Consider the following 20,906-nt stretch of genomic DNA (forward strand, 5'->3'; position numbering starts at 1 on the left):
CGTATGGCAAAATCCAAACTGCGCAAGACATATGCTTCCGATCGCTGTTGTATCCAAATTCCCTAAATGAATGGGTTATGGGTGGAATTCGGATACAAAGGCGAACGCTATCGCTTCTCCAGCATATGTCTTACTCCGTTTGTTCTAGCCAGCAAAACTGTTTTGGGACAGCCCCCCGCTTGATTGAGGTTTGGTTATTTCCCGTTATCTTTGTCCATTAACGTTTGTAACTCTCGATTGGCTTGATCGGCTGCTGCTTTAATATCTTCGCCGCTAATCGCTTTTTGTATGATTGAGCCTACGATATCACGAGCTTCAGTAACGCTTTTGATTTGTGGCAGGGAGTGATCGACTCCGCCCTTCTGCGTTTCTCTTGTAACTTCCGCGAGCTGCTGAGGATAAGCGGTAATGCCTTCTGGATCTCCCCACACGGATAATCGAGGACCTGGGTTACCTTTTTTCTGCGTAGCGAGTACAATCTCTTTGCTAGTAGCCCATTGCATGAATTCCCATGCAGCATCTTTGGCTTCTGACTTAGCATTCATCGCTATACCCCACGAGGTGATGTTAAAAGGTTTGGAACCTGCGCTTCCAGCTGGGAACTGAGCGTATCCAACTTTATCCGCTATTTTTGATTTCTCAGGATCAATCGCATTTTGATAAATAGAATTGGCATCTGCAAAGAAAGCAACTTTACCTTGTGCAAATATACCGATTGCTTGTGGCCAAGACATATTCAGTACTCCTGGCGGTGCGAAATCTTTAAGCAAGTTAGCGTAATTCGTCATCCCTTTAATCGCTTCAGGCGTATTCACAGTAGCCTTGTCACCGCTCGTGAAATCGCCGCCTTCGGAATAAATAAACGAGGAAATTTGTCCGACTAACGGAGAGCGCTGACCACGAGAAACGAAACCGTACATTTCATTTTTTGGATCGTGCAGCTTCTTAGCCGCTTCTCTTAGCTCATCCATCGTCTTCGGTACTTGGATATTAGCCTGCTCCAGCAGGTCCTTACGATAGTAGAGAATATGCTGCTCCGTAATAATCGGAATACCTGCAAGTTTTCCGTCGACAGTAGTAGAGCTGATTGATGTTTTCGAGAAGTCAGCTAAATCGTAGCTCGCATCCCTTTTCGCGTAATCGTCTAAAGCTTGGACCCAGCCATTTTTGTAAAATAGTTTAATATCCTGCATCGGACGGAACATGAACACATCCGGAGTATTTGAACCTGCAGTGAATTGTACAGTCAGCTTTTGGGTGAGCTGATCTTCGAAGAAGCTTTGAATATCTACCTTGATACCCGTTTTTTCTTCAAATTGTGGAACCAACGTTTTGACTGCGTCTCCCCAAGGGTGGTTGGCTGTAATAATAGAAAGCTTCTGACCTGCGAACGGTTTGGTGCTCGAACTTGTTGCTTCAGTAGTTCCTGCCGCAGGTTTCGCAGGTTCTGACGTGCTACATGCACTTAGCAGTGTTGCTGACATCACGGTTACAATTGCGGCGCTCATTATCCTTCTGAACGACAATTTCATGAGTATATCCCTCCCATTTGTAATTGAACTCGCTACCCTAGAAAGCGCTGTCAAAAATGTCCTCTTGCTGTATTCCTAGCGTAATTGATTTTGGCTCGGGTTGATATAACGCAGATTTAACATTGATAACTAAGGATGAATGAATGGGATGGAATGAATGGGATGGATAAGATGGATGATGTAGATGAGGGAGTTCATTACAGTATGTCAGTGAGTAACTAATCCTTTGATCCCTGAAAGTTAAAAAGCCTGCCTCCAAGGTTAAACTTCTTGGTAGACAAGCTTAGCAATTGGGAATAGAGTATCAATCGTTATTCCAGAAGGGCTATCCGTCGTGCCTGTAGTTTGAGACAGCCTTGTCGAAGCTCCCTTGGTCGCAGAAAACCTATCCGCCACAGCTGATCGGTCCTGATTAAATCTATACAATCCTCTTTTGATAAGTCGTTTTGTTGTTATCATTGCAATTCCAACCCGGCCTATTCTATTAGCACTATATATATGGTACAATTTTCCTATTAAAGAAAAGGAGATTGATTACATATGAGGAAAATCGTCTTATGTTTTATCGCATTTTGTCTTATAGCTGGAGTATTTCCCCCATCGCAAGTAACGTTTGCTGCCACAGAAACTCCTAAAATTGTGGATGTTCAAGAAAATACTATATTATTGAGCGATGGTACTATCTGGATAAAGAGACTTTGGACATCTTCAGGCTATGAATATATTAATATTGATGCCGTTGAGATCCAAGCTGGTCTAAATAGCGGATATGCACTCAATAGCAAAGGAGAGCTTATCTCTTGGGGTAACAATTCTCTACCTATTGTAGACAAAACACAAACCAACATTAAGAAACTGTTTAACAATTATTATTTAAAAACGGATGGAACAGTTTGGTATTATGACGGTAAACCATTAAAAAACGTAAAAGACGTTCTTTTTGCCGATTATGATTACAGATATTTTACATATATTAATCAAGAAGGAGAGATCTTTCATACAGCTTGGAGCAATTTAACCGAAAGAATTGACAAAATCGAAAATACATCATCAATCGTTTCCCTAAAGGCCTTAGGCGACGATAGTTTGGCCTACTTAGATAACACAGGTAAAATTACGGTGTATAGTAGCAGTGTCAGAGATTACAATGAAGATAACAGGACCTTTACATATTTACCAAAAGTAATAATGGAAGACGCCGTTCATATCGAGCTTATTAATAAAGACAAACTCCTCGCAACCAAAAAAAATGGAACCGTGTGGTCAGTAGCACTTTGGGGAAATTATGAAGCTACTCAATTAGAAGCCATTAAAAATGCCGAAAAGGCCATTCCCTACTCTCCAATCGGTCTATTAGACAACCCAAAACAGTCAGACAATGACAACTTTGATTCTTTTGATTCGGTATTATTAGTCCAACACAAGGATGGGAACTGGAAGTTTCACAATGACGATGATTTTGTACCGCTAAATCCACCACAGATCAAAGACATTACATTTACAACGAACAATGCAAAACCTGTAGTTGGTAACCTTCTTTATTTCAAGGTGGTTCAAAACTATAACAACGGATATAAAGAGACGCTAGATAGAGTGACTGCTCCACTCACGGTAGATAAGCCCCACCTACTTCAAGCGATGAAGGATGGCTCCTATAAAGTGTTAGGAGTCGGAGAATCCAAAGTAACCGTTACCGCTGGAGGAATTAGCAAAACTCTTGTCATTTCAGCAAGTTTGGGGGGAAATTTAACCGGCGCCATGTATTCAAACTCTATCGCTTATTTACCTATTCAAACGGTATTCAAATCTCTTGGTGCTACAGTTACTTTTACCGCATCGAATAAAACGTACGACATCAAACTCGGTAGCACATCTATTCAGTTAAAAGTCGGACAGAAAAAAATAAAAGTAGATGAGAAGGACGTCACACTCGATCAGGCCGTTCGTGAAGAAAAAGGAATAGCACTTTTCCCTTCCTCTTTGTTAACCAAATTATTGGGAGCAAAGACGCAGTGGAATGAGAAGCTCAAACAGATGAAAGTATCACTCGGCAAAGCAACCATGATCATCGAGTCAACAGACACTCCAAAAATTAAGAAGCAGGATGCCCAGGGGAACTTAGTCAATTACATTGGAAAAGTTTATTGGGTTAATCAATATAACAACTGGGATAGATTTATTAAGGTTACCATCTCAGATGTCGTACCCGTAGGGAATGATAATTTTGAGATTGTCTTTAAAAAATCAGATGGAACGCAGCTTAGAACCGAAATAATATACAAGACAGTCATCCCTAATCTACTAGATGACCCATACAAGTTCCTAACGTACGATCCATACAAAAAGTTTAAGTGGTCTTCTACCATGTGGGAAAAAATCAAAGCTTCTAAAGTTGCCATCGGAATGAACAAAGCTCAGGTGGAACTTTCTTGGGGACCGCCGAATGATAATTCTAAATTAATACAAAAAAATATTACAATAGAAACTTGGAGATATGGTATTCAATATATCACATTCACGAATGGTACTGTAACCGGAATTTATTCTTATTGATTGCACTTCGATTATTCAGTCACTAATTGAGAAAACAATGAAGCTTGAAAAAGTTAACGGTCGTTTGGGACTAGGTTCCCGTACGACCGTTTTCCATACTGTTGGCAATGGAGCAAAAATAAAACACCTCATATTGGGTACTATTCTGCCCTTTAGTTTAACGTCCGTTACCAGTCTACATTTTAAATTTTCCCGTCTGAGAATTCATCCTATTGAGACAACTGTTGTTCTGAGAAAATAAAGTTGTAGACTAACATACTCGATGTAAAGGGATCTACCTCCATCAATGTTGTCAGCAGTTTGTTATCAAATTCTCTACCTCGATCTGAAACATTTGAATGCGATCTAACCGTACTGAGATGCTTCCAATGGCTTTGTAAACGAGTCTAGCTATTTTATTAGGACCGCTGCTGTGATTTCCCTAATTGGTGAACTTAGCTGGCAGGTTGATATACTTCTCATCAACAATGTCCGAACAGGCGTAATCAATGATGCTATATGACATATTGACTGGCATTCAAATGGGCAAAATTGCTGATCCATTTGACCGGATGGTTGAAGCGAGTCCTGCTAGTATTTAATATAGGAAATAGTGAAAAGGTTGCCGACAACTCGGTAGCCTTTTTTATAAGTATGGTCAGTATGGATGCTAACTGTAGCGTTCTAGTCCCGGATGGTGGAGGCGACAATCCGAAAGAACTTATTTCAGGAAAGTAGCGGTGAATATACGATTGCACTGAGAAGACCTCAGTCTATCAGCGGCATAAAGTGAAGAAAACATCTAAGCAAAGAGCGTACCTCGAATGATCAAGCAAGTATTGTCACGGGTCAATATGCTTTGGCACTCGCACGTGTCGATACGAATAAAGGAAGTCATGGCGTAAATGAGAGGTCGATAAAAACCTTACGCAGACACCTGCAACAAAACTTTTCTATTTGGCTCTTTTGTTGTCTTTTCAGAGCAAATGCGGACAAACTGCATAGAAAAAACCTCCTGTTTTCGTTGAGGTTTTGTCGCACAATCTCGAAATAAGAAATCCAGTTCATATATAGATCTCTTTTCCGCTTAGCTATTATGAACCACTCTCATCACTAAAAAATCTCTAGTAGCAATTCATGCTTAGTAAAGTCAGTTTTACTGTAGATTAATTTGCTGTTTTTAATTGATTCAATCTCCAGTGTCTGGATATAAATGATTTTCAAACCCTCAGCCAATTTTCCATGGCTCTTGGAACTGCCCCTCTAATCCTTTAACTGATAGAAAACCTGTTTAATTTTGCCTCAGTACTAAGCATGACAGTGTTTAGTTCATTCCCTCGGCTATCTTGTCCCCTTCTGAAATAGAGACTACGCACAAAGTTTTTGCTATTCACACGAGCAATCACCTGAGTGCGACTTCTCGGCAAATCGCAGCATTGCGCCAAGCTGCTAATCCAAGCAGCGATTTCTTGATGTGGAAGTAACTCTTTGTCAATCATCGTATCCACGATGTTGACCATCCGCTCATCGTCTTCATCGCTAAAAATGTGTCTACCATTTTGAAGCATGCTAGAAATAGCGACAAGAACCTCATGCAGCATTGCGACGCTACTCTCCTTGCACTGCACCAGCTCGACAAAAACATCCGCACCGTGAGACGCACTGTGAGCCCAGCCTCCTACTGGTTGATAACCTCGCAGATCCTTCTCCTCTTTATAATAACGGAGCATTGCTTGCATTAATTGCTCAATTTCCGTTTGATTGAGGAATGGATTCTGTCTATGGCGTTGCACAATCAATGCGATAGGCAAGGCAGAGAACGTCCTTGTAAAAACCGACTGATCTTCCTCGCTGCCAATATTATAGAACAAATGGTTCTCATCAATCAGAACAGATAAGAGGTTACGCAACTCCTCTCCACTGAACCTATTTTCTTCCTTAATCCACATATAAAACATCGGATAAATCAAGTTATCACGTAATTCTGGCTGAGCATCTCCAATATATTGAAGTAACAGAGGTAAGAAATCCTGATGCTGCTCACCTTCGCGTAACTGATATTCATCCTTCTCAATTCTTTGCAAATCTAGCATCAACTTGGACCTTGTATCGCTCATTTCCCCATCCCTCTCATCATTCGTTCACTCACCTCACCGAGATAAGAAACTCACGCTGTCTGATTGTTTTTATTCCTGTTAAACGAGTTGAACGGCCCTTTGAAAATATATCTTGAGTCTTTAGCCAAGGTTATAATCTACTCCAATACTGATCCCTCGACCTTGTTTAATCCACTATTCAACATCAAATGTTCTTTTTCTTTTTAACATAAAAAACCTTTAGATAATCATATCTAAAGGGGTAAAACGTTGCAACTTTATTTCAAATTTACACAACTGTAGCTTAAGAATAAAACTTGATAATTTTAGAACTGAGTGATCTGAGAACCTTGGTTTTCTGTTAAAATTTCATTCATTATAAATTATAGTTTGTTAAATGCCAGCAGAAAATAAAGTATTAGTCTGTCGCTGGTTTATTATAACGTACCCGTTAGCATCACAATAGCTGCCTTTCCAATGCCTTTACCCCGAAATGTTTTGTCAATCATCAAAATAGGTATCCAGCAGTTGCCGTCCCCTCTGAAGTTTAAAAGTTTTATTAAAATGGAAAGCAAGCTTTACATTTCTGACATTGCACGATATACTCCCCTTATGGAAAGTCAACTTTCCATAAGGAGGGTGACATGAATAACCGTTTAGAAGAAATCCGCAGGCAACGTGGGATTAAACAAGAAGAATTAGCAACGGCTCTTGAAGTGTCAAGGCAAACTATCGGTTCGCTGGAAAACGGACGTTATAACCCATCGATCCTTTTAGCGTTCAAGATAGCTCGTTTTTTCGATATGAGTATCGAAGAAATCTTTATTTATGAGGAGGATGAACATATATGAAAAAAATTATTCCGATTTATTTTCTTACCGTTGTAGGCGTAGGACTACTAGTAATTGGTGTGTACTTCATCAAAACAATTGAAGATCCACAAGGTATGCTGCGAGCGTTGCCTTATATCTGTGTTGGGATTGGCTGTGTTGTTTTCGGTCACGGTATAGGAGAAATAATTCTCCGTCACGCTATGAATAATAATCCCGCCGCCGCAAAGCAACTAGAAATTGAAAGGAAAGATGAGCGTAATTTGGCAATCGCTAATCGGGCAAAAGCGAAAGCATATGACATGATGGTTTATGTGTTTGGAGCCTTAATTTTAGCATTTTCCTTGATGGGTATAGATTTAATAATGTTATTGCAATTGGTTTTTGTCTATATGTTTATCCTTGGATATAACACTTATTACCGTTTCAAGTACTATAAAGAAATGTAATTAAATCCCCGTACTTCTTTAGGAGTAATCGAAAGGTTGCTCCTTTTGTCAATTTGTCTTAAAGTTTGACGTAAGAGCAGGGGAAAAAGAAAAGCCGCGCGATATCAGGGTTGAATACCTGAAAATCGGTCGGCTTGCGTCAAACTTGAAGTGTTGAGTGGCAGACTTTGATTAATGTCGATAACTTTAAAGGAAACGCACAACTATGTTAATAAATTGCAGTGCATGATGAATATTTTACTTTTGCATATATATTCGTGTCCCTTAACTTGCTTCCATAAATTGTCCAGTATCCTTCAAAAATACAAGTAACCTTAAGTTTTCTCTACTTAGAAATTTAATATGAGCTTCTCTTACCCCAAGTTCTGAATTATACTCGGTATGCTTTTCCTGCGCCCATTTCATCTAAGGCTTCAACTCTTCAATTGAGGTATTCTACAACCACGCTATCCTACTCGTTAGTTCAGCACTTTTTGTTATATCGGTCCCTGATTGATTCAAATGCTTAGAATTAAAAAATATAGAAGATGAGACCTTTGCCCTTGGCTACAGTTTGGCTGTAGAAACGCCGGATTTCATTAAAATGCTGAAGCATGTAGGCAAACAACGCATCCTCATCCTTGTCTGAAACAGTGTCAGGCTCAAGAGGATATACCTCATCCTTGACCATGGCCGGGAAATCATACCGCAATCGGAGCTGCGCTTCATCCAGCTCAGACATAGCCTGAAGCGCTTCTGCAACTTGTCCAGCTCGTAAGGAAAACGCCCCGAATGAGCCAAAATCAATGCCTTTGTCTGACGTCAGCGGAACAACATAGCCAAGAGGGGCATCTCCATCGGAAATATTTCCACAAAGCAAGTAGTGAATCGCCTCCCAGGATCTATCAATGTCCAGTCCGGGATAATCGTCTATTTTCAAACTCCTCAATGCAATGTCGCCTGCTGCGATTTGCTGCACCAGATTATCATCCATAGCAAAGTAATATCCACGCATTCCCATGTTCTTGACCTTCTTTCCATTTTTAGTAGTGACTATACTACCCTAACAAAATGTAACATCCAGGAATTGTGTATTTCAAGGAGCATTATACCCATGTTGCTGTCAGGACTTCTTGCACTGCTATTTTAAAAATACAATCTATTGACTAAAAAATAAAGAAAAGGGTAGCAAAGACCGCATTGTTCCATTTCTCAAGACTTTCAAAGAACTACTGGCCATACGAGTGGATTCGATAAATAAGAAGAAAGTGTGCGACTACCGACACACAAAATGAATATAACAAGGCCATAAATAAGACCCCATTAATTCCATCAGTTTGTGAATATTGTCAGTTATGCTGGTACTCCCCCTACTTGTCCGAAGAATAAGGAGCTGATTAAAAAAGCGAAAGAGCTTAAGAAGTCAGATCCTTAAACATTTTTTTGAAAATGGACATCAATATGTTTCTTCGAATTCAAAACTACCAGTACCTTTTAATTTATAGTTAAAAAATTTCAGAATCAGTTCGTTTTGAGTTTCAATACAGTAGTATTTATCAATATGTGCTTTTCTTCCACCTTGTAGAATATTTGCAAATACAGGAGCGAATAAAGGCAAATCTGTCAGACTTAAATGTTTTGCACCTTTAAAATGGACCGTATATGCCTCTGTGGATTTACTTTCAATAGTCTTGTTTGCTGCATAAACGGGAATAGTTTCAAGCTGTACCCAAACATCGTCAGAATAAATATTAAGAAGCGGGGTCGTATAGACTTCGCTACTAGCTGCAAAATTATCTATCTCTGTATTGTAAATAAGTTCACTAAACAACGGAGCGTCAATATTGACAACTGCACTTATATCATCACGCTCTTTGCCCACCCAAACACTTGCTGCACCACCCATCGAATGTCCGAAAACACCTATTTTACTAGTATCAATAAGTTGATAAATGGGGTTGTTATCATTTTCGGATTTATGAAGAATCGTATCGATTACAAAATTTATATCGTCTGTACGCAGCTTCATCCATTTTTGAATGAGTCCATAGACTTCCTCTGGTGTGTAAATGCCCTCTGTGTTTAAATTACTGATTTCCCGCATATATTCTTTATTGACTAAAGTAGTTGTCCCGTCATCTGAAACCGTATAAAAGGAATGATAGGGATGATCAATCGAAACGACTACATAACCGTTGCTTGCAAGCTCAGTATAAGTAGAAGTGTTGCTATCCTTAATACCGTATGCACCGTGTGAGAATATCAGGAGTGGATAGGTTCCGTCGGCGTTTTCAGGATACCAAAATTGTACATTAACAAATCTGTTTTCGCCGGTGTCGGTAAATTGCTCAATATGGTTTTCATCTGTATATGTGTAAGTGGCTGTTGCGACATTGTATTCACCTGTAACTTTCGGCAATTTGTATTGGGGAAAGACAAGAGCTGGTATACATACAAATAAGAGCGCAAATGTCATCAACATTGCTTTTCCAATCATACGAGAACTTTTGTATTCTTTGGTATTCGCTTTGTTGCGTATGAGCGAAACCGTGCCGATTACAGCTAGTATGAAAAGAAGTATGGCAAGCATTACCCAGCGGAAATCCCAAACGATAACTGACGAAAGTGTAAGAAGGACAAATGTTGTAAATAACGCAATTCGAATCCAGCTTCTGAGTTTCGAGTGGATTTGCTTAGTTGTGACGCAATATATTGCTAACATAAATTCGATAATTAATGTGACAAACAATACTAACAATCCCATAATAATTACCCCTCTCAGTTTCTAATGATTTGTGATTTCATCTTATAAAGCTGCTGAAAGGATGTATATAAAAAAGCAATAAGCTGTAGCTACAGGGCAATAAGTTGCAAAAAAAAGAGCGATAAGCTGTTTAGCTAATCGCTGCTCTTAATTATTTTCCTTAAAAGACTTTAATTTTTCATTGATGCTTTTAGAAACTTTTTTATCATTTTGCCATGCCAGCAAACGAACGATGATGTAGACTACTGCTATTTGTAATGCAAGAATAATTGCACTTAATGTACTGTTTATGATACCAATGAAAACTGCAAGAGAAATCAGAATGATTTCTAAAGCAAAAAAGTGAATAGCAAGTCTTATACGCATTTGCTTCTCACTTAGATCATTGCGAGAATACATAATAAATCCCGTCAATGCACCAATAGCGGAAAATGTCATAATCGTATAAATCGACTTCAAATCAAAGGGTAAATCGGGTTGAACAAATTGTCGCAAAATCGTAATTATAATGATGATGGATCCAAAGATGATAAAGAAATCTCGAATCATCTCTTTTATAAATTCAGAAAATTTCATAATTGCCCCTCCATTTATAATCCAAGCATACTTTTAAGGACAGGCACATATTGCCTAGATATAACAACACGTTCTCCGTTATCAAGCACCGCTTCAAATCTACCGCTTATGGATGGATGAATATATGAAATGATAGCTATGTTCAGTATCGTTGATTTTGACGCACGAAAAAACTTCTTCTCCCTGCATAGTTCCTCTAGTTCATAAAGTTTCTGTTTTATCTCAAAAACCTTGTCCTTACAGTAAATAAACACCTTTCCTTCAACTGCCTCAAAGTAAAAGACATCGCTAAGCTTAATACGATGAACACGATCATTATAGTATCCGAGCAAGATGAGGGATTCTGATTTCAAAATGTTAACGATCTCGTAAATCTCCTCATCCACCTCATGGCATCTGATGAGAATCTCTTCTTCCAGATCCCTATTTATTTCTTCGATTGAAATTTTCATAATAACACCTACTATATTTGGTTATATATACTTTTAATTTTAAAAAGATATATGATTACCGTAGTCGCAATAACTTGAACTCTAACATAAGTAACGTTAAAGCAAAAGGAATTCTATGAAAAGCTGAACTAACGTTACCCGATGGTTGAACATCACATTAGTCTTTTGAATAGTATTATTGTACTGCGCAGCTGGAATGTGTTCTTCTTAAAGATAAGCGCCCCTACAGATCAAAAAGAGATAGTGAGCTAATCATTACATCTTCCTTGCATATTTCGCTAACTAGCTGCCATAACGCGTTGTTTTCTTTATTTTTCGGTCCAAGCCTATTACATTTTTTATAATTAAGGATTTGAATTTCTTTATTTTTCACATTAATCCTTAATAAATTTTTCAAAGGTAACTAATTATTATTTCGTTTGTTAACTTCAATCGCAATGAACTCCGGCAAATAGTCGGGAGTACAGCCCTTTGATACCATTTCATCTTTATAAAGACCCGTTCTCTCACCAAGTTTAATACAACGTGCTCGTTTCTTTTGATCATAAATGCCTATCCAGCCTGCGGTGAAATTCATAGCCCATTGAACTTCCGGTTCTTCCTGCGTAATATTAGCTTCTAATGTAGATAGTAAGTCTTCAGTGTTATCAGGCGGTGTTTGTCCAGTCCATCTCAATCGAGCTTGATAATACCAGAAAGCTCGCCTTTGAAGAGCAGAAGGGCTATTTCTCCATGACTCCATCAATGCAATTGTCTTCTTGTCTTTAGTGAGCTGATTAGCCATTAACCAATCCATTAAGTTATTTCGCTCATCAAAAGTGTGAGTCTGCATATCCTTATCAAGCTTATTTAGTACTTCTTGTGAAAGAAGTTTTTTATCCATAATTAAGATTGCTAATAATCTGGGAAAAAACTGTTCGGTTGTCCAAAGTTCCATAGCTAGTTCGTGATCTTTTTTAATGTCCTTTGCGATTTTTCGTAAGTCGCCTAGCTTAGTTTTACTGTTGATCTGAGATAGAATGTTTTCTGTTTTTGAAGAACGTTTTATTTCTGTACCTTTATATTCATTCATTTTTTACAACTCCTTAATTAAAGCACTGTTTCATAATATGTCCCTGATGGGATATATCAAGAACTTAATTTCGTTATAAGTCTTATTGCAGTGGTGCGCCTCCAAAGTTTATCTTTTTAATATTGTAACATTATTAAAGTTTTCTCCAACTACCCTCAGTTTAAAACTTTATTTTCAGTCTAATACTATTTTTTCTCTGGACACTAGTTAAAATATAGTTTGTTCCTCTGGTCGATTTATGGCTAAGGGTGGCCTTTTTATTATGCTTAAAAATAGAAAAGTGGTCTAGCCACTAAGAACCACTCTCCTAACAAAAAAAATAGGGCTACCCGAAGGTAGCCCTAATTAAAGAGTCATGTTGTTATTCTTGATGTCGATTCTAAGACTGTAGAAGAGCCGCTAGTAGCAGTATGTCCGTTCATGTCAGTCTAACTTTATTTTCTCAGTCTAATACTTTATTTTCTTCTAACAAATCTTGTCTAGTGACATTATAGTTAGTGATTAAGAAATCCCGTGAAATCAAGGTTTTTTTGTCTTTCAGTTCGTTCTTAGAATTACATTATGGTTTGTGTCTCCAAAATGCCCCTTTAAAACTCAATCACATTAAAGTTAGCGTCTATAAATTACATTATAGTTAGTAAGGACAGACATAGTTGTCCCCTTGTTCAATACCAACTCATTTCGCAAACAAACGCTTCTTTAGCTCTTCAATAATTCATTCAAGCCATGTTGCGGGTAACTTTTCCTCGCTGGTCTCTTACGAATTTACGGGGAGGTTCGTATTAATTGAAGTCCATCGGGACTTATAATATGGTACTATATTATTACCAAGTATTACTGAAGATTGGGATGAATTACGATGAATTTAGATGCATATGTACAATTAAAAATAGACGAAATTAGCCAAGAGCCTCTTCCCCAAAACACATCTATCTATCGGCTTTTTTACGGTGATATATCTAATTCAAATTTAAAGGAACTATTTTCAATAATGCATGCAAAAATTAATAACCTATTTTCCTTTATGAATCAAAAAAACACCCCAGGAGAAGGCGGACATTATAATGCTTCCGATAGCAGAGAACTTATCGAAGTAATTAACATGATAAGAAACGTTCAAAAAACGCTTAAAGGGGAGTATAGCTTTGATATCACCCCTTATTACAGTAAAATGATCGCCCAATGCAAAATATTTTTAGCATATTATCGTGGTAGCTCTATCCCTCAAGATTTCCCAATGATAGAAATAGAAGAATCTGAGCCAATCTTTAAGCTTGCCACTACATTGACGACTGTTCATGCAACTAAAAGCCAGACAGCAAAAATGCGGCCTATAGGCAAGGGATCATATGCCACCGTCTATAAGTTCGATGATGCTTACTACGGATGCGGTTTCGCTGTAAAAAGAGCAGATGCAAATTTACGTTCTGATGAGCTCGAAAGATTTAAGAAAGAATATAATGAAATGAAGAAATTAGACTCTCCATTTATCATTAAAACCTATCGGTACGACGATGACAAAAATGAATACGTAATGGAATTGGCCGATGAGACATTAGACACTTTCATCACTAGAAATAATACTAGACTACCTTATGCCAAGAGAAGAGCTCTAGTTATCCAATTGTTTAATGCATTCGAATACATTCATTCGAAAAGAATCTTACACAGAGACATTAGCTATGCAAATATTTTAGTAAAGCATCATGATGATGATTCTAGTTGGTTAAAAGTGTCAGACTTTGGATTAGTTAAACAGCCCGACAGTCAGCTTACAAGACAGGGAACTGAAATAAAAGGTTCAATCAACGATTATAACGATCTCGATAATGTAGGATTTGAAAATTATGAAATCCGCCACGAAACGTTCGCCCTTGGAAAAGTCATTTATTTCATACTTACTGGGCGTAAAGGACATTATAATCGTGAAAGAAATAATGAGCTCAAATCCTTCGTCTTAAAAGCCACATCACCGAATAAAAATGAACGTTTCAGGGATGTCGAAGAGATGAGACAAGCGTTTTTAAATAAAGTAACTATATCGATAAAATCTGCAGTAACGCAATAAAATTATTATCACTTCTAATGCAATTGTATCAAAATATCCTGCAGCCGGATTTAGCAATTTCAATAGCTATCAATCGTTATTAACTTTACTTAAAAAAACCTGGTTTATAAACTTAACCATTTAAATACAAACATCAAGTGGAATAATCTCTAAAATTTTTTCCGGAATAATGCTCACCTCTGGCTTCATGTAAGCGAATATTTCTGGCATCATTCTTTTGTGAACCATATTCCAAACAACATAAAGCGCATTATTAATTAACCAGACTTTCAAAGCTCTTTTTTCTTCATAGTCTTCCTCATACTCGTACTTTTCTGAATAAAAAGAGTAATAAGTAAAGTAGTCTAATGGTGCTTTATACTTAATAACGTATGGTTTACAAGTCTGTTTCCATCGATCTTCTAAAACACCAGCTTTAAATAATTCTTTCAGATTATGCAATATTTCTGGCCTTTCATGAACTCTGCCATCATAATCTTTAGCATCTTGTATGCTAAAAAAGCCGTTTATTTGGTGATCGAAGTATACTTTTCTAGCAACACTGTCTAATCTTTCATCCTTATCATTAGACCAACTGCTGTTATAAGTAATATCTAACTGGTTACCCTTAACCCACAATATTTTATTAGACACATCAAATTCAATTTGAAATTCTCTTAGGTACTTCTTTATTGGTGTATTCATTGTTAATGCCTGTTGTAAATTTAGTAAACCGGTACTTTTAATAGACTTACAATCGTCATCATTAGAAGTTACATGGAGCGCTACGGCTTCTATATTCTCATGTTCTAACTTATCTAATGAAATTTTAAATTTATCAATAAAATCATCTATATCAACATCATTGTCATCTGATTTTACGTACTCAATCACACTCTTAGGATCTATCTCCAAATAATCTTTCAAAAAATGAAGTGAGCCTTCAAAACTTGTTATATTAAAAAGTAAAGACACATAGATCCACTCCCTTCTCTTATTAAATTTGCGGTTATATTTACGTCTAGGGATGCCATGTCTACCTTAACCTAAATATTGAATCGAAACTGAAATTAGCGATAGACACCGCTTATAAAAATAATCATAGTGTCTATGATCCTCAATATTTATTTTTGTTGTTTCATGATGGCGAATTCTAAAGTCATTCCCAATTTGCGTAAGCTCAAGAAATTCTTTTTCAAAGAGGTCTTTATAATGGGCCTTTTGACCGCTTATATCTCCAATGATTCTAATTACAGATTTTTTCTTGTCCAAAGTAGGAGAATAATATGTTTTAAGCCTCTCAAAAGCATCCCACAGTTTTTCAACAGCAATTTTAAGATTATCATTATCATAATAGTTAGCTGCTTCTTGGAGCAATTCTTTAAGACCGGCTTCCTGAATCGGTATTAATGTACTATCCTTTATTTGTATATTAAATATACTTTCAACTTTACCATTATTCAGCTTGAGGGGAACCCCATCCAAATTTCAAAAATGCATTAACTTCTGCCTCGAAATCAGTATTTGGGCTATATTTTTCAAAAAACTCTATTGCATCGATTACACAATAGGGTGAACTTGAAAACACAAAATCTCTTAAGTTATCAGTTTCCACATACTGACCCTGCTCATTATAGCATTTAGGTATGTAAAATTGCCGGATATCACCGATGACCTCTTCATTCGTTGTAGAATCATAATCCCAACCAGTAATCTTATCTGTTTTTCGATATACATCATTATATTTTTCGAAAAGTTGATATATTTGTATTCTAGTGTTCTTTTTGATTGGAAGCGACATTCTCTTCTCTTTAATTCCCTTTTGATTTCTTTGAGAAAATGGGATAAATAGTTTGTTTTCTGCCGAATCAAAAATTCTCCAATTATAGACATCTCGGTTGGATAATTTCTCTGCTGGATAAATTTCATATCCATCGTTTCGTAGCAATTTGTTAACTTCAGCAAGGAACTCTTTCCGATATCCTTTTTCATTTCTTACAGTGGGATGAAAAATTTCACAGATAAATTTCAAATACGTTTCATCAATTCCATTTTTTAATGGGAAGCGTTCGTCCTCAAAAACCCAACAAAATGGATAATCATCATTGTTTATTGTATGTTGCCAAATATCTTCCTCAGCATTTTGGTATCTTTTATCTAAACTTGGCATTCCCTTCAAATCGTATACCCTCTTGAGAAAGTCGATTTCTTCTACTCGCCCAAAATAATTGTAATGTACTCTTTGCATTTCCCAAAGCTCAGGTATATCCATTCCATGTTTAAACAAATCAAAAATATCACGTTTAGTTATCTCACTTATGATATTCATTTGTTTGAATGTCTCTCCTTTCTAAAAATTATTAAATGTAGCTATCGTCGTGTTTAATTGATCAGATGATAATCTAATTTATATCATTTACAACTATTCGCGGATTATAAGAACGTAATTGCCACTGATCATTTTCATATACAAAGAACAACCCAGTAATATTTGCTATATTTGAAAAGGGTAAACCATCTGTTGATTCAACCTTTTCATAAAAGTATCCATCGCTTGAAGTAAGAAAATACTCCCCATTAACCATTCGTAGGTGTAACTTATCAGGAAGATTATGCTTTGCCCATGTAAAATTAGGAAAAGATACTTTCTTAGATGCATGTGTTTTTGCTGATCCTGTTAGCAATTCTATCCATACTCTTGAGCTATCCGAAAGGGCGTGTTCCCATGCTGAAAAGTCCAAAAGTACCTGCTTGATTTCAGAGATACTCTTGTTTTTAAAAATGTCAAAAGTGGACAACTCTAAGGCTGAGCTTCTCGAACGCACACCTGCCATATATATGTTCGTTGCTAGCTTGTTGGGAAGACCCAGCTCAACAATCATAGCAAGTGAAGTATATAACTGAACTACATTATCTTCTGTTTCATGATCAAATAATTGGGAAACAGCGTGTATAATCCATGGTAACGTAAAGCCGTAATAGTCTTTCGAAATTTCAACAACACCTTGTTCAATTGCCATTATTGTAGCGAGCGCATCCCCACTTATCCATGGGCGACGAATATTATCTAGAACAACATGCTCTGGTACAGATTTCATTAAGTTACAGGCTTTTAGATTGCTCCAAATTTCTAGTTCCCGGATAATATTATCTATCAATTCAATATCACGATGTTCGCTAACAGAAGATTGAATGAATGCCAATGCAAGATTTCTAAAAAAATCAATATCCTTTAACATAGATTGGGATACTGACAGCGGAACGCCCGAAGAAATCAACTTTTTTCTATCCGTCCTATTTGGTATTCTGTGCAACAAAGCAGTGGTACGTGCTTTTAAAAGAGCTAGGTAAGATTCTTCATTCTCACTTTCTGCCTGAATAAGTGCTAGTGAATTTCTAAAGACATCGTCAATCCAGTTTATATCGGCATCATCTGTACTAAAATCTTCATGCATTGCGAGAAGCCCATCATCTATAAAGTCAAAAATACGGTTTAACCACTTAGAAAAATCGTCACGAATATTAACTTCAATAAGGTCATTTGCTATTGTTTCAACAAGCAATGTGAAATCAATGCCGGTACGGTTTGCATTTCTGCATATAGCCTTTAACGCAGCAAGTAAACCACTTCGCACTTCCTCCATTTGTAGATTATCAAAATAATTCCGGGCAAGTCGTCTATCATTATTAACTTGCCATGGTGCTCTCGTTGTATCAATTGCATAGAGTATTTTCCCTTCAACATCGGAAAATGCACGCCCTGCTCTTCCACAAATATTCCAAAAGTCTCTATTGCTGATTGCTTTCTCACTATAATATGGTGTTGACACAATCACAGTTGAAATACCAACATTAACTCCTTGCCCAAGTGTTGAGGAAGCAATGATTACTCGTGGAGCTTTAGAACGCATCAGCCTTTCAATAGCAATACGAACAAGCGTAGGCAATCGATTATTGTGACAAATGACCCCTTTTCTTGCGGCTGTTAAAACAATATCGTCATTGCCGAGTTCCTCACTACAAACACTTTCAAAAACATTCCATAGAGAATTATCCCACTGATAATCTACTGGATGCTCTCCTAGTGCTAGAAGTACGCTCTCTGCCAACCCATTAATTGAATTAGCCCTTGCGGAATATATCATGACTGTCCCGTTTTGCGCTAATCGAACTGCTGTTGCAGCTACAGCCTCGTTTTTATTATTCGGGAAGTGATTTCTCCTACGTCCAAATCCTAAAGGCCCTTTTTGGATAAAGTTTGGGTTAAATGGTTCACCTTCGCTTTTCCACTCTAACCTAACGCGATTGCCGTTCCAAAGTAATAAGCCCAACCTCTCCAGAGCAGGCTTCCATTCCGACTTTGCCACTAGATCCGAGTCGCTTGTGATCCATTGAGCTAAATCGTCTGCATTTGGCAATACAGCAGATAAAAGTAACATTCTTATTTGGTTTCTGTAAGCGAACTCCTTGATATGCGTAAGAAATATTTCATTTTTGATATGTCTTTCTTCTACACCCAACAAGTGCCCTTCATCAACAACAATTAACTTGATTTCTTTTTCAAGTCCTGATCCGCAACGAATAAGTGCCTTTGCCTTTTCAGGTGTGGCAATGATGACTTGAGATTCATTGATTAGTTCAAAGTCTGTAACATTGGCAGTCGAACCACCATACAACTGAGAAACAGTAATACCCAGTGGTCCAAATGTATTACTTAAACTTTGCTCAATTTCAAAAGCTAAGGAACGGAATGGTGCAAGATACAAAACTTTTGATAATATATGAGTAGATAAGGTTTTGAGAATCGCTATCTCTGCTATTCTTGTCTTTCCACCGCTTGTACGTAGGTTAATGACAGCGCCACTATTATCGCCAATGGCAAGCGGCAACGCCGCTGTTTGAGATGGCCACATTTCAGTAACTGGAGATCTAAATCCACTGAGTAAACGTATATATTTTTCAGTGATATACTTTGCCGGAAGATACGGTGGCAAGGTAGACCAAAGAGATGAACCTTGAAAAGTAGAAAAGATAATTCTTAGTAGTCGAATAACAAGCCAGTATAACGTCAAAGCACTTTCGGAAGAAATAGCCAATAGCTTTTCTAGAATACCTTTTATAGCTGTAAAGTTCTCTTGATTACCTGTGTGAATGAAGTCCATAACCAATAAAAAACAGCGTGCAATTTCATGTGATATTACCCATTCATCAAAATCACGAAGATTCAAATGTTCTGGTGATTGAGTGAATAGAACATCACCTACAATTCGGAGCATGGATTCAAAGTCTTTTTTTATAAAATGAATGATTATTTGACCTACCGTAAAATCAACATCGATATCGTGGAGGACAATAAATGCACGTGAATATTGCTTAGCTGCATATAACGACATGCCAGCAATTAAAAGGTTGTAGTTTATCGTATCTATTTCATCATGATTAAACTTAAACGCATCCGACAATATCTTTCCGGCTTTTTCTAGTACTACCAATCCCTCGGCAGTTTCTGCGTCGTCATTTTCAACCAATGAACAACCACAAGAAATCAAAGTGTATCCTATATGTGTTGCCTTTTCTGTAAGCGTAGAATCAAAACTAGGATAGTTTTCGGGACTTTCTTTAACCTCTTGCAAAATTCTCCGTGCATCAGCTTGAGTTACAAGGTTTTCAATTCGATCTTGCTCTAAACTCTTAAGCAAAGATATTGCATAATCTGTAGGGATGCTCATCTAATCCTCTCCAATTGTGCAAACGCTTGTTGGACAATCATTTCTGGTGATTGAAAGCCTAAGGATATCATTAATAAATTACGCAACTCACTTGAAGCGTGCTCATTAATAATCTCTTTAGCCCTGTGCGTACTCATCAGTAAACCAACATAATCTATCTGCAATTTATTCGTAGCAAATAATATAGCGCAATTCTGAACCTTCTCAGCCAATTCAGAATCACCAGCTTCAAACAAGCGCTCTGCAACAAACATTAATGAAATAGGCAATCCTGCTTTGTTTGAACGTACGAGTCCATCGATTATTTCGGTTACTGCTTGTTTATTGGGAGTTCCTCTAAACTTTGATTCCCCAACGATGATTCGTACTGGATCAGAATCCAGATCAAAAAGCAACACATCGTCACCTTTCATTGATTGTTCTACGTTTGGATTATATCTTAATCTGTATACAGGGAGCTCCACCTCAGTCGTCATGTACAAATACTCTGCCAGAAAAACTTCAGCAAAATTCCCCTTTTGAGTTGTGAGACTCTTTGGATATGGAGACAGGGGCATTGGCGCATTAACTATTTGTAACGATTTGATTAAATCTTTACGACGTTCTAATGCATGAGGACTAATATGATGATCTTGTAATGCCCGTGTCATATAGTCAAGAAAAATATCATAGTTTTCATTTTCTATTAAACATCTATGTAAAATATCACTCGCTGCATTTTCGTCGGAAGATGTAAGTGATATGGACAATGGATGATTTTCAGTTGAATGATCATTTATCAATGTCATAATTCCTTCAACTCCCCTACTAGTATTTTAACTATAAAAGTCTCCATATTGTTTAACTTT

General features: G+C 37.3%; 16 protein-coding genes and 1 pseudogene. 4 read left to right on the forward strand and 13 right to left on the reverse strand.

Going from position 1 to position 20,906, the window contains the following annotated elements:
• Positions 1–194: 194 nt before the first annotated feature.
• Positions 195–1,532, reverse strand: coding sequence for an ABC transporter substrate-binding protein (locus MFF31_RS05075; RefSeq protein ID WP_238187019.1), 1,338 nt, complete (start codon positions 1,530–1,532; stop codon positions 195–197).
• A 261-nt stretch (positions 1,533–1,793) separates the two neighbouring features.
• Complete coding sequence (locus MFF31_RS05080; protein ID WP_238187020.1) at positions 1,794–1,991, reverse strand: hypothetical protein; 198 nt, start codon at positions 1,989–1,991, stop codon at positions 1,794–1,796.
• An 81-nt stretch (positions 1,992–2,072) separates the two neighbouring features.
• On the opposite strand from MFF31_RS05080, the gene MFF31_RS05085 reads away from it, so the two are divergent.
• Positions 2,073–4,085 carry a copper amine oxidase N-terminal domain-containing protein gene (locus MFF31_RS05085; protein WP_238187021.1) on the forward strand — a complete coding sequence of 671 codons (2,013 nt, stop codon included), beginning with the start codon at positions 2,073–2,075 and terminating at the stop codon, positions 4,083–4,085.
• Between the two features lie 1,250 nt (positions 4,086–5,335).
• On the opposite strand, the gene MFF31_RS05090 is transcribed toward MFF31_RS05085, so the two are convergent.
• The gene (locus MFF31_RS05090; protein WP_238187022.1) at positions 5,336–6,181 is read right to left on the reverse strand and encodes a DUF2785 domain-containing protein; all 846 of its coding nucleotides are present in this window, start codon (positions 6,179–6,181) and stop codon (positions 5,336–5,338) included.
• A gap of 623 nt (positions 6,182–6,804) precedes the next feature.
• On the opposite strand from MFF31_RS05090, the gene MFF31_RS05095 reads away from it, so the two are divergent.
• On the forward strand, positions 6,805–7,011 hold the full coding sequence (locus MFF31_RS05095; RefSeq protein ID WP_238187023.1) for a helix-turn-helix transcriptional regulator: 207 nt from the start codon (positions 6,805–6,807) through the stop codon (positions 7,009–7,011).
• Positions 7,008–7,439 carry a hypothetical protein gene (locus MFF31_RS05100; RefSeq protein ID WP_238187024.1) on the forward strand — a complete coding sequence of 144 codons (432 nt, stop codon included), beginning with the start codon at positions 7,008–7,010 and terminating at the stop codon, positions 7,437–7,439. Before MFF31_RS05095 ends, MFF31_RS05100 begins: the two co-directional genes overlap by 4 nt.
• A 264-nt stretch (positions 7,440–7,703) precedes the next feature.
• On the opposite strand, the gene MFF31_RS05105 is transcribed toward MFF31_RS05100, so the two are convergent.
• The 6 genes from MFF31_RS05105 to MFF31_RS05130 all read right to left on the reverse strand — a co-directional run bounded on the left by MFF31_RS05105 (position 7,704) and on the right by MFF31_RS05130 (position 12,282).
• The gene (locus tag MFF31_RS05105; protein WP_238187025.1) at positions 7,704–7,844 is read right to left on the reverse strand and encodes a hypothetical protein; all 141 of its coding nucleotides are present in this window, start codon (positions 7,842–7,844) and stop codon (positions 7,704–7,706) included.
• 106 nt (positions 7,845–7,950) lie between these two features.
• Positions 7,951–8,439, reverse strand: a complete 489-nt coding sequence (locus MFF31_RS05110; RefSeq protein WP_238187026.1) for a YfbM family protein — start codon at positions 8,437–8,439, stop codon at positions 7,951–7,953.
• Between the two features lie 435 nt (positions 8,440–8,874).
• Positions 8,875–10,182, reverse strand: coding sequence for an alpha/beta hydrolase family protein (locus tag MFF31_RS05115; protein ID WP_238187027.1), 1,308 nt, complete (start codon positions 10,180–10,182; stop codon positions 8,875–8,877).
• A 147-nt stretch (positions 10,183–10,329) separates the two neighbouring features.
• Positions 10,330–10,758 carry a DUF3021 family protein gene (locus MFF31_RS05120; protein WP_238187028.1) on the reverse strand — a complete coding sequence of 143 codons (429 nt, stop codon included), beginning with the start codon at positions 10,756–10,758 and terminating at the stop codon, positions 10,330–10,332.
• A 14-nt stretch (positions 10,759–10,772) separates the two neighbouring features.
• Entirely contained in the window at positions 10,773–11,210 is a 438-nt protein-coding gene (locus MFF31_RS05125) for a LytTR family DNA-binding domain-containing protein (protein WP_238187029.1), read from the reverse strand.
• A 403-nt stretch (positions 11,211–11,613) separates the two neighbouring features.
• Positions 11,614–12,282 (reverse strand): DNA alkylation repair protein, encoded by a 669-nt coding sequence (locus MFF31_RS05130; RefSeq protein WP_238187030.1) that lies wholly within the window; start codon positions 12,280–12,282, stop codon positions 11,614–11,616.
• A gap of 859 nt (positions 12,283–13,141) precedes the next feature.
• Here MFF31_RS05130 and MFF31_RS05135 point away from each other — a divergent pair.
• On the forward strand, positions 13,142–14,350 hold the full coding sequence (locus MFF31_RS05135) for a protein kinase domain-containing protein (protein WP_238187031.1): 1,209 nt from the start codon (positions 13,142–13,144) through the stop codon (positions 14,348–14,350).
• Positions 14,351–14,470: 120 nt separating this feature from the next.
• Here MFF31_RS05135 and MFF31_RS05140 read toward each other — a convergent pair whose 3' ends face one another.
• The 4 genes and pseudogenes from MFF31_RS05140 to MFF31_RS05160 form a co-directional block, all read right to left on the reverse strand.
• Positions 14,471–15,304, reverse strand: coding sequence for a hypothetical protein (locus tag MFF31_RS05140; RefSeq protein ID WP_238187032.1), 834 nt, complete (start codon positions 15,302–15,304; stop codon positions 14,471–14,473).
• Between the two features lie 66 nt (positions 15,305–15,370).
• Positions 15,371–16,658 (reverse strand): annotated as a pseudogene (locus tag MFF31_RS05150) (AbiJ-related protein).
• A gap of 73 nt (positions 16,659–16,731) precedes the next feature.
• Entirely contained in the window at positions 16,732–20,058 is a 3,327-nt protein-coding gene (locus MFF31_RS05155; RefSeq protein WP_238187035.1) for a DEAD/DEAH box helicase, read from the reverse strand.
• The gene (locus tag MFF31_RS05160; protein ID WP_238187036.1) at positions 20,055–20,846 is read right to left on the reverse strand and encodes a Hachiman antiphage defense system protein HamA; all 792 of its coding nucleotides are present in this window, start codon (positions 20,844–20,846) and stop codon (positions 20,055–20,057) included. Before MFF31_RS05160 ends, MFF31_RS05155 begins: the two co-directional genes overlap by 4 nt.
• Positions 20,847–20,906: the final 60 nt, after the last annotated feature.

Source organism: Paenibacillus sp. L3-i20 (genome assembly GCF_022180385.2).
Taxonomy (GTDB): Bacteria; Bacillota; Bacilli; order Paenibacillales; family Paenibacillaceae; genus Pristimantibacillus.

Bases quoted from the DNA above. Each gene is read 5' to 3' on its own strand.
- MFF31_RS05130 (WP_238187030.1), bottom strand. From the start codon at position 12,282: ATGAATGAATATAAAGGTACAGAAATAAAACGTTCTTCAAAAACAGAA.
- MFF31_RS05075 (WP_238187019.1), bottom strand. From the start codon at position 1,532: ATGAAATTGTCGTTCAGAAGGATAATGAGCGCCGCAATTGTAACCGTG.
- MFF31_RS05135 (WP_238187031.1), top strand. From the start codon at position 13,142: ATGAATTTAGATGCATATGTACAATTAAAAATAGACGAAATTAGCCAA.
- MFF31_RS05080 (WP_238187020.1), bottom strand. From the start codon at position 1,991: ATGATAACAACAAAACGACTTATCAAAAGAGGATTGTATAGATTTAAT.
- MFF31_RS05160 (WP_238187036.1), bottom strand. From the start codon at position 20,846: ATGACATTGATAAATGATCATTCAACTGAAAATCATCCATTGTCCATA.
- MFF31_RS05120 (WP_238187028.1), bottom strand. From the start codon at position 10,758: ATGAAATTTTCTGAATTTATAAAAGAGATGATTCGAGATTTCTTTATC.
- MFF31_RS05110 (WP_238187026.1), bottom strand. From the start codon at position 8,439: ATGGGAATGCGTGGATATTACTTTGCTATGGATGATAATCTGGTGCAG.
- MFF31_RS05115 (WP_238187027.1), bottom strand. From the start codon at position 10,182: ATGGGATTGTTAGTATTGTTTGTCACATTAATTATCGAATTTATGTTA.
- MFF31_RS05095 (WP_238187023.1), top strand. From the start codon at position 6,805: ATGAATAACCGTTTAGAAGAAATCCGCAGGCAACGTGGGATTAAACAA.
- MFF31_RS05085 (WP_238187021.1), top strand. From the start codon at position 2,073: ATGAGGAAAATCGTCTTATGTTTTATCGCATTTTGTCTTATAGCTGGA.
- MFF31_RS05155 (WP_238187035.1), bottom strand. From the start codon at position 20,058: ATGAGCATCCCTACAGATTATGCAATATCTTTGCTTAAGAGTTTAGAG.
- MFF31_RS05125 (WP_238187029.1), bottom strand. From the start codon at position 11,210: ATGAAAATTTCAATCGAAGAAATAAATAGGGATCTGGAAGAAGAGATT.
- MFF31_RS05105 (WP_238187025.1), bottom strand. From the start codon at position 7,844: ATGAAATGGGCGCAGGAAAAGCATACCGAGTATAATTCAGAACTTGGG.
- MFF31_RS05090 (WP_238187022.1), bottom strand. From the start codon at position 6,181: ATGAGCGATACAAGGTCCAAGTTGATGCTAGATTTGCAAAGAATTGAG.
- MFF31_RS05100 (WP_238187024.1), top strand. From the start codon at position 7,008: ATGAAAAAAATTATTCCGATTTATTTTCTTACCGTTGTAGGCGTAGGA.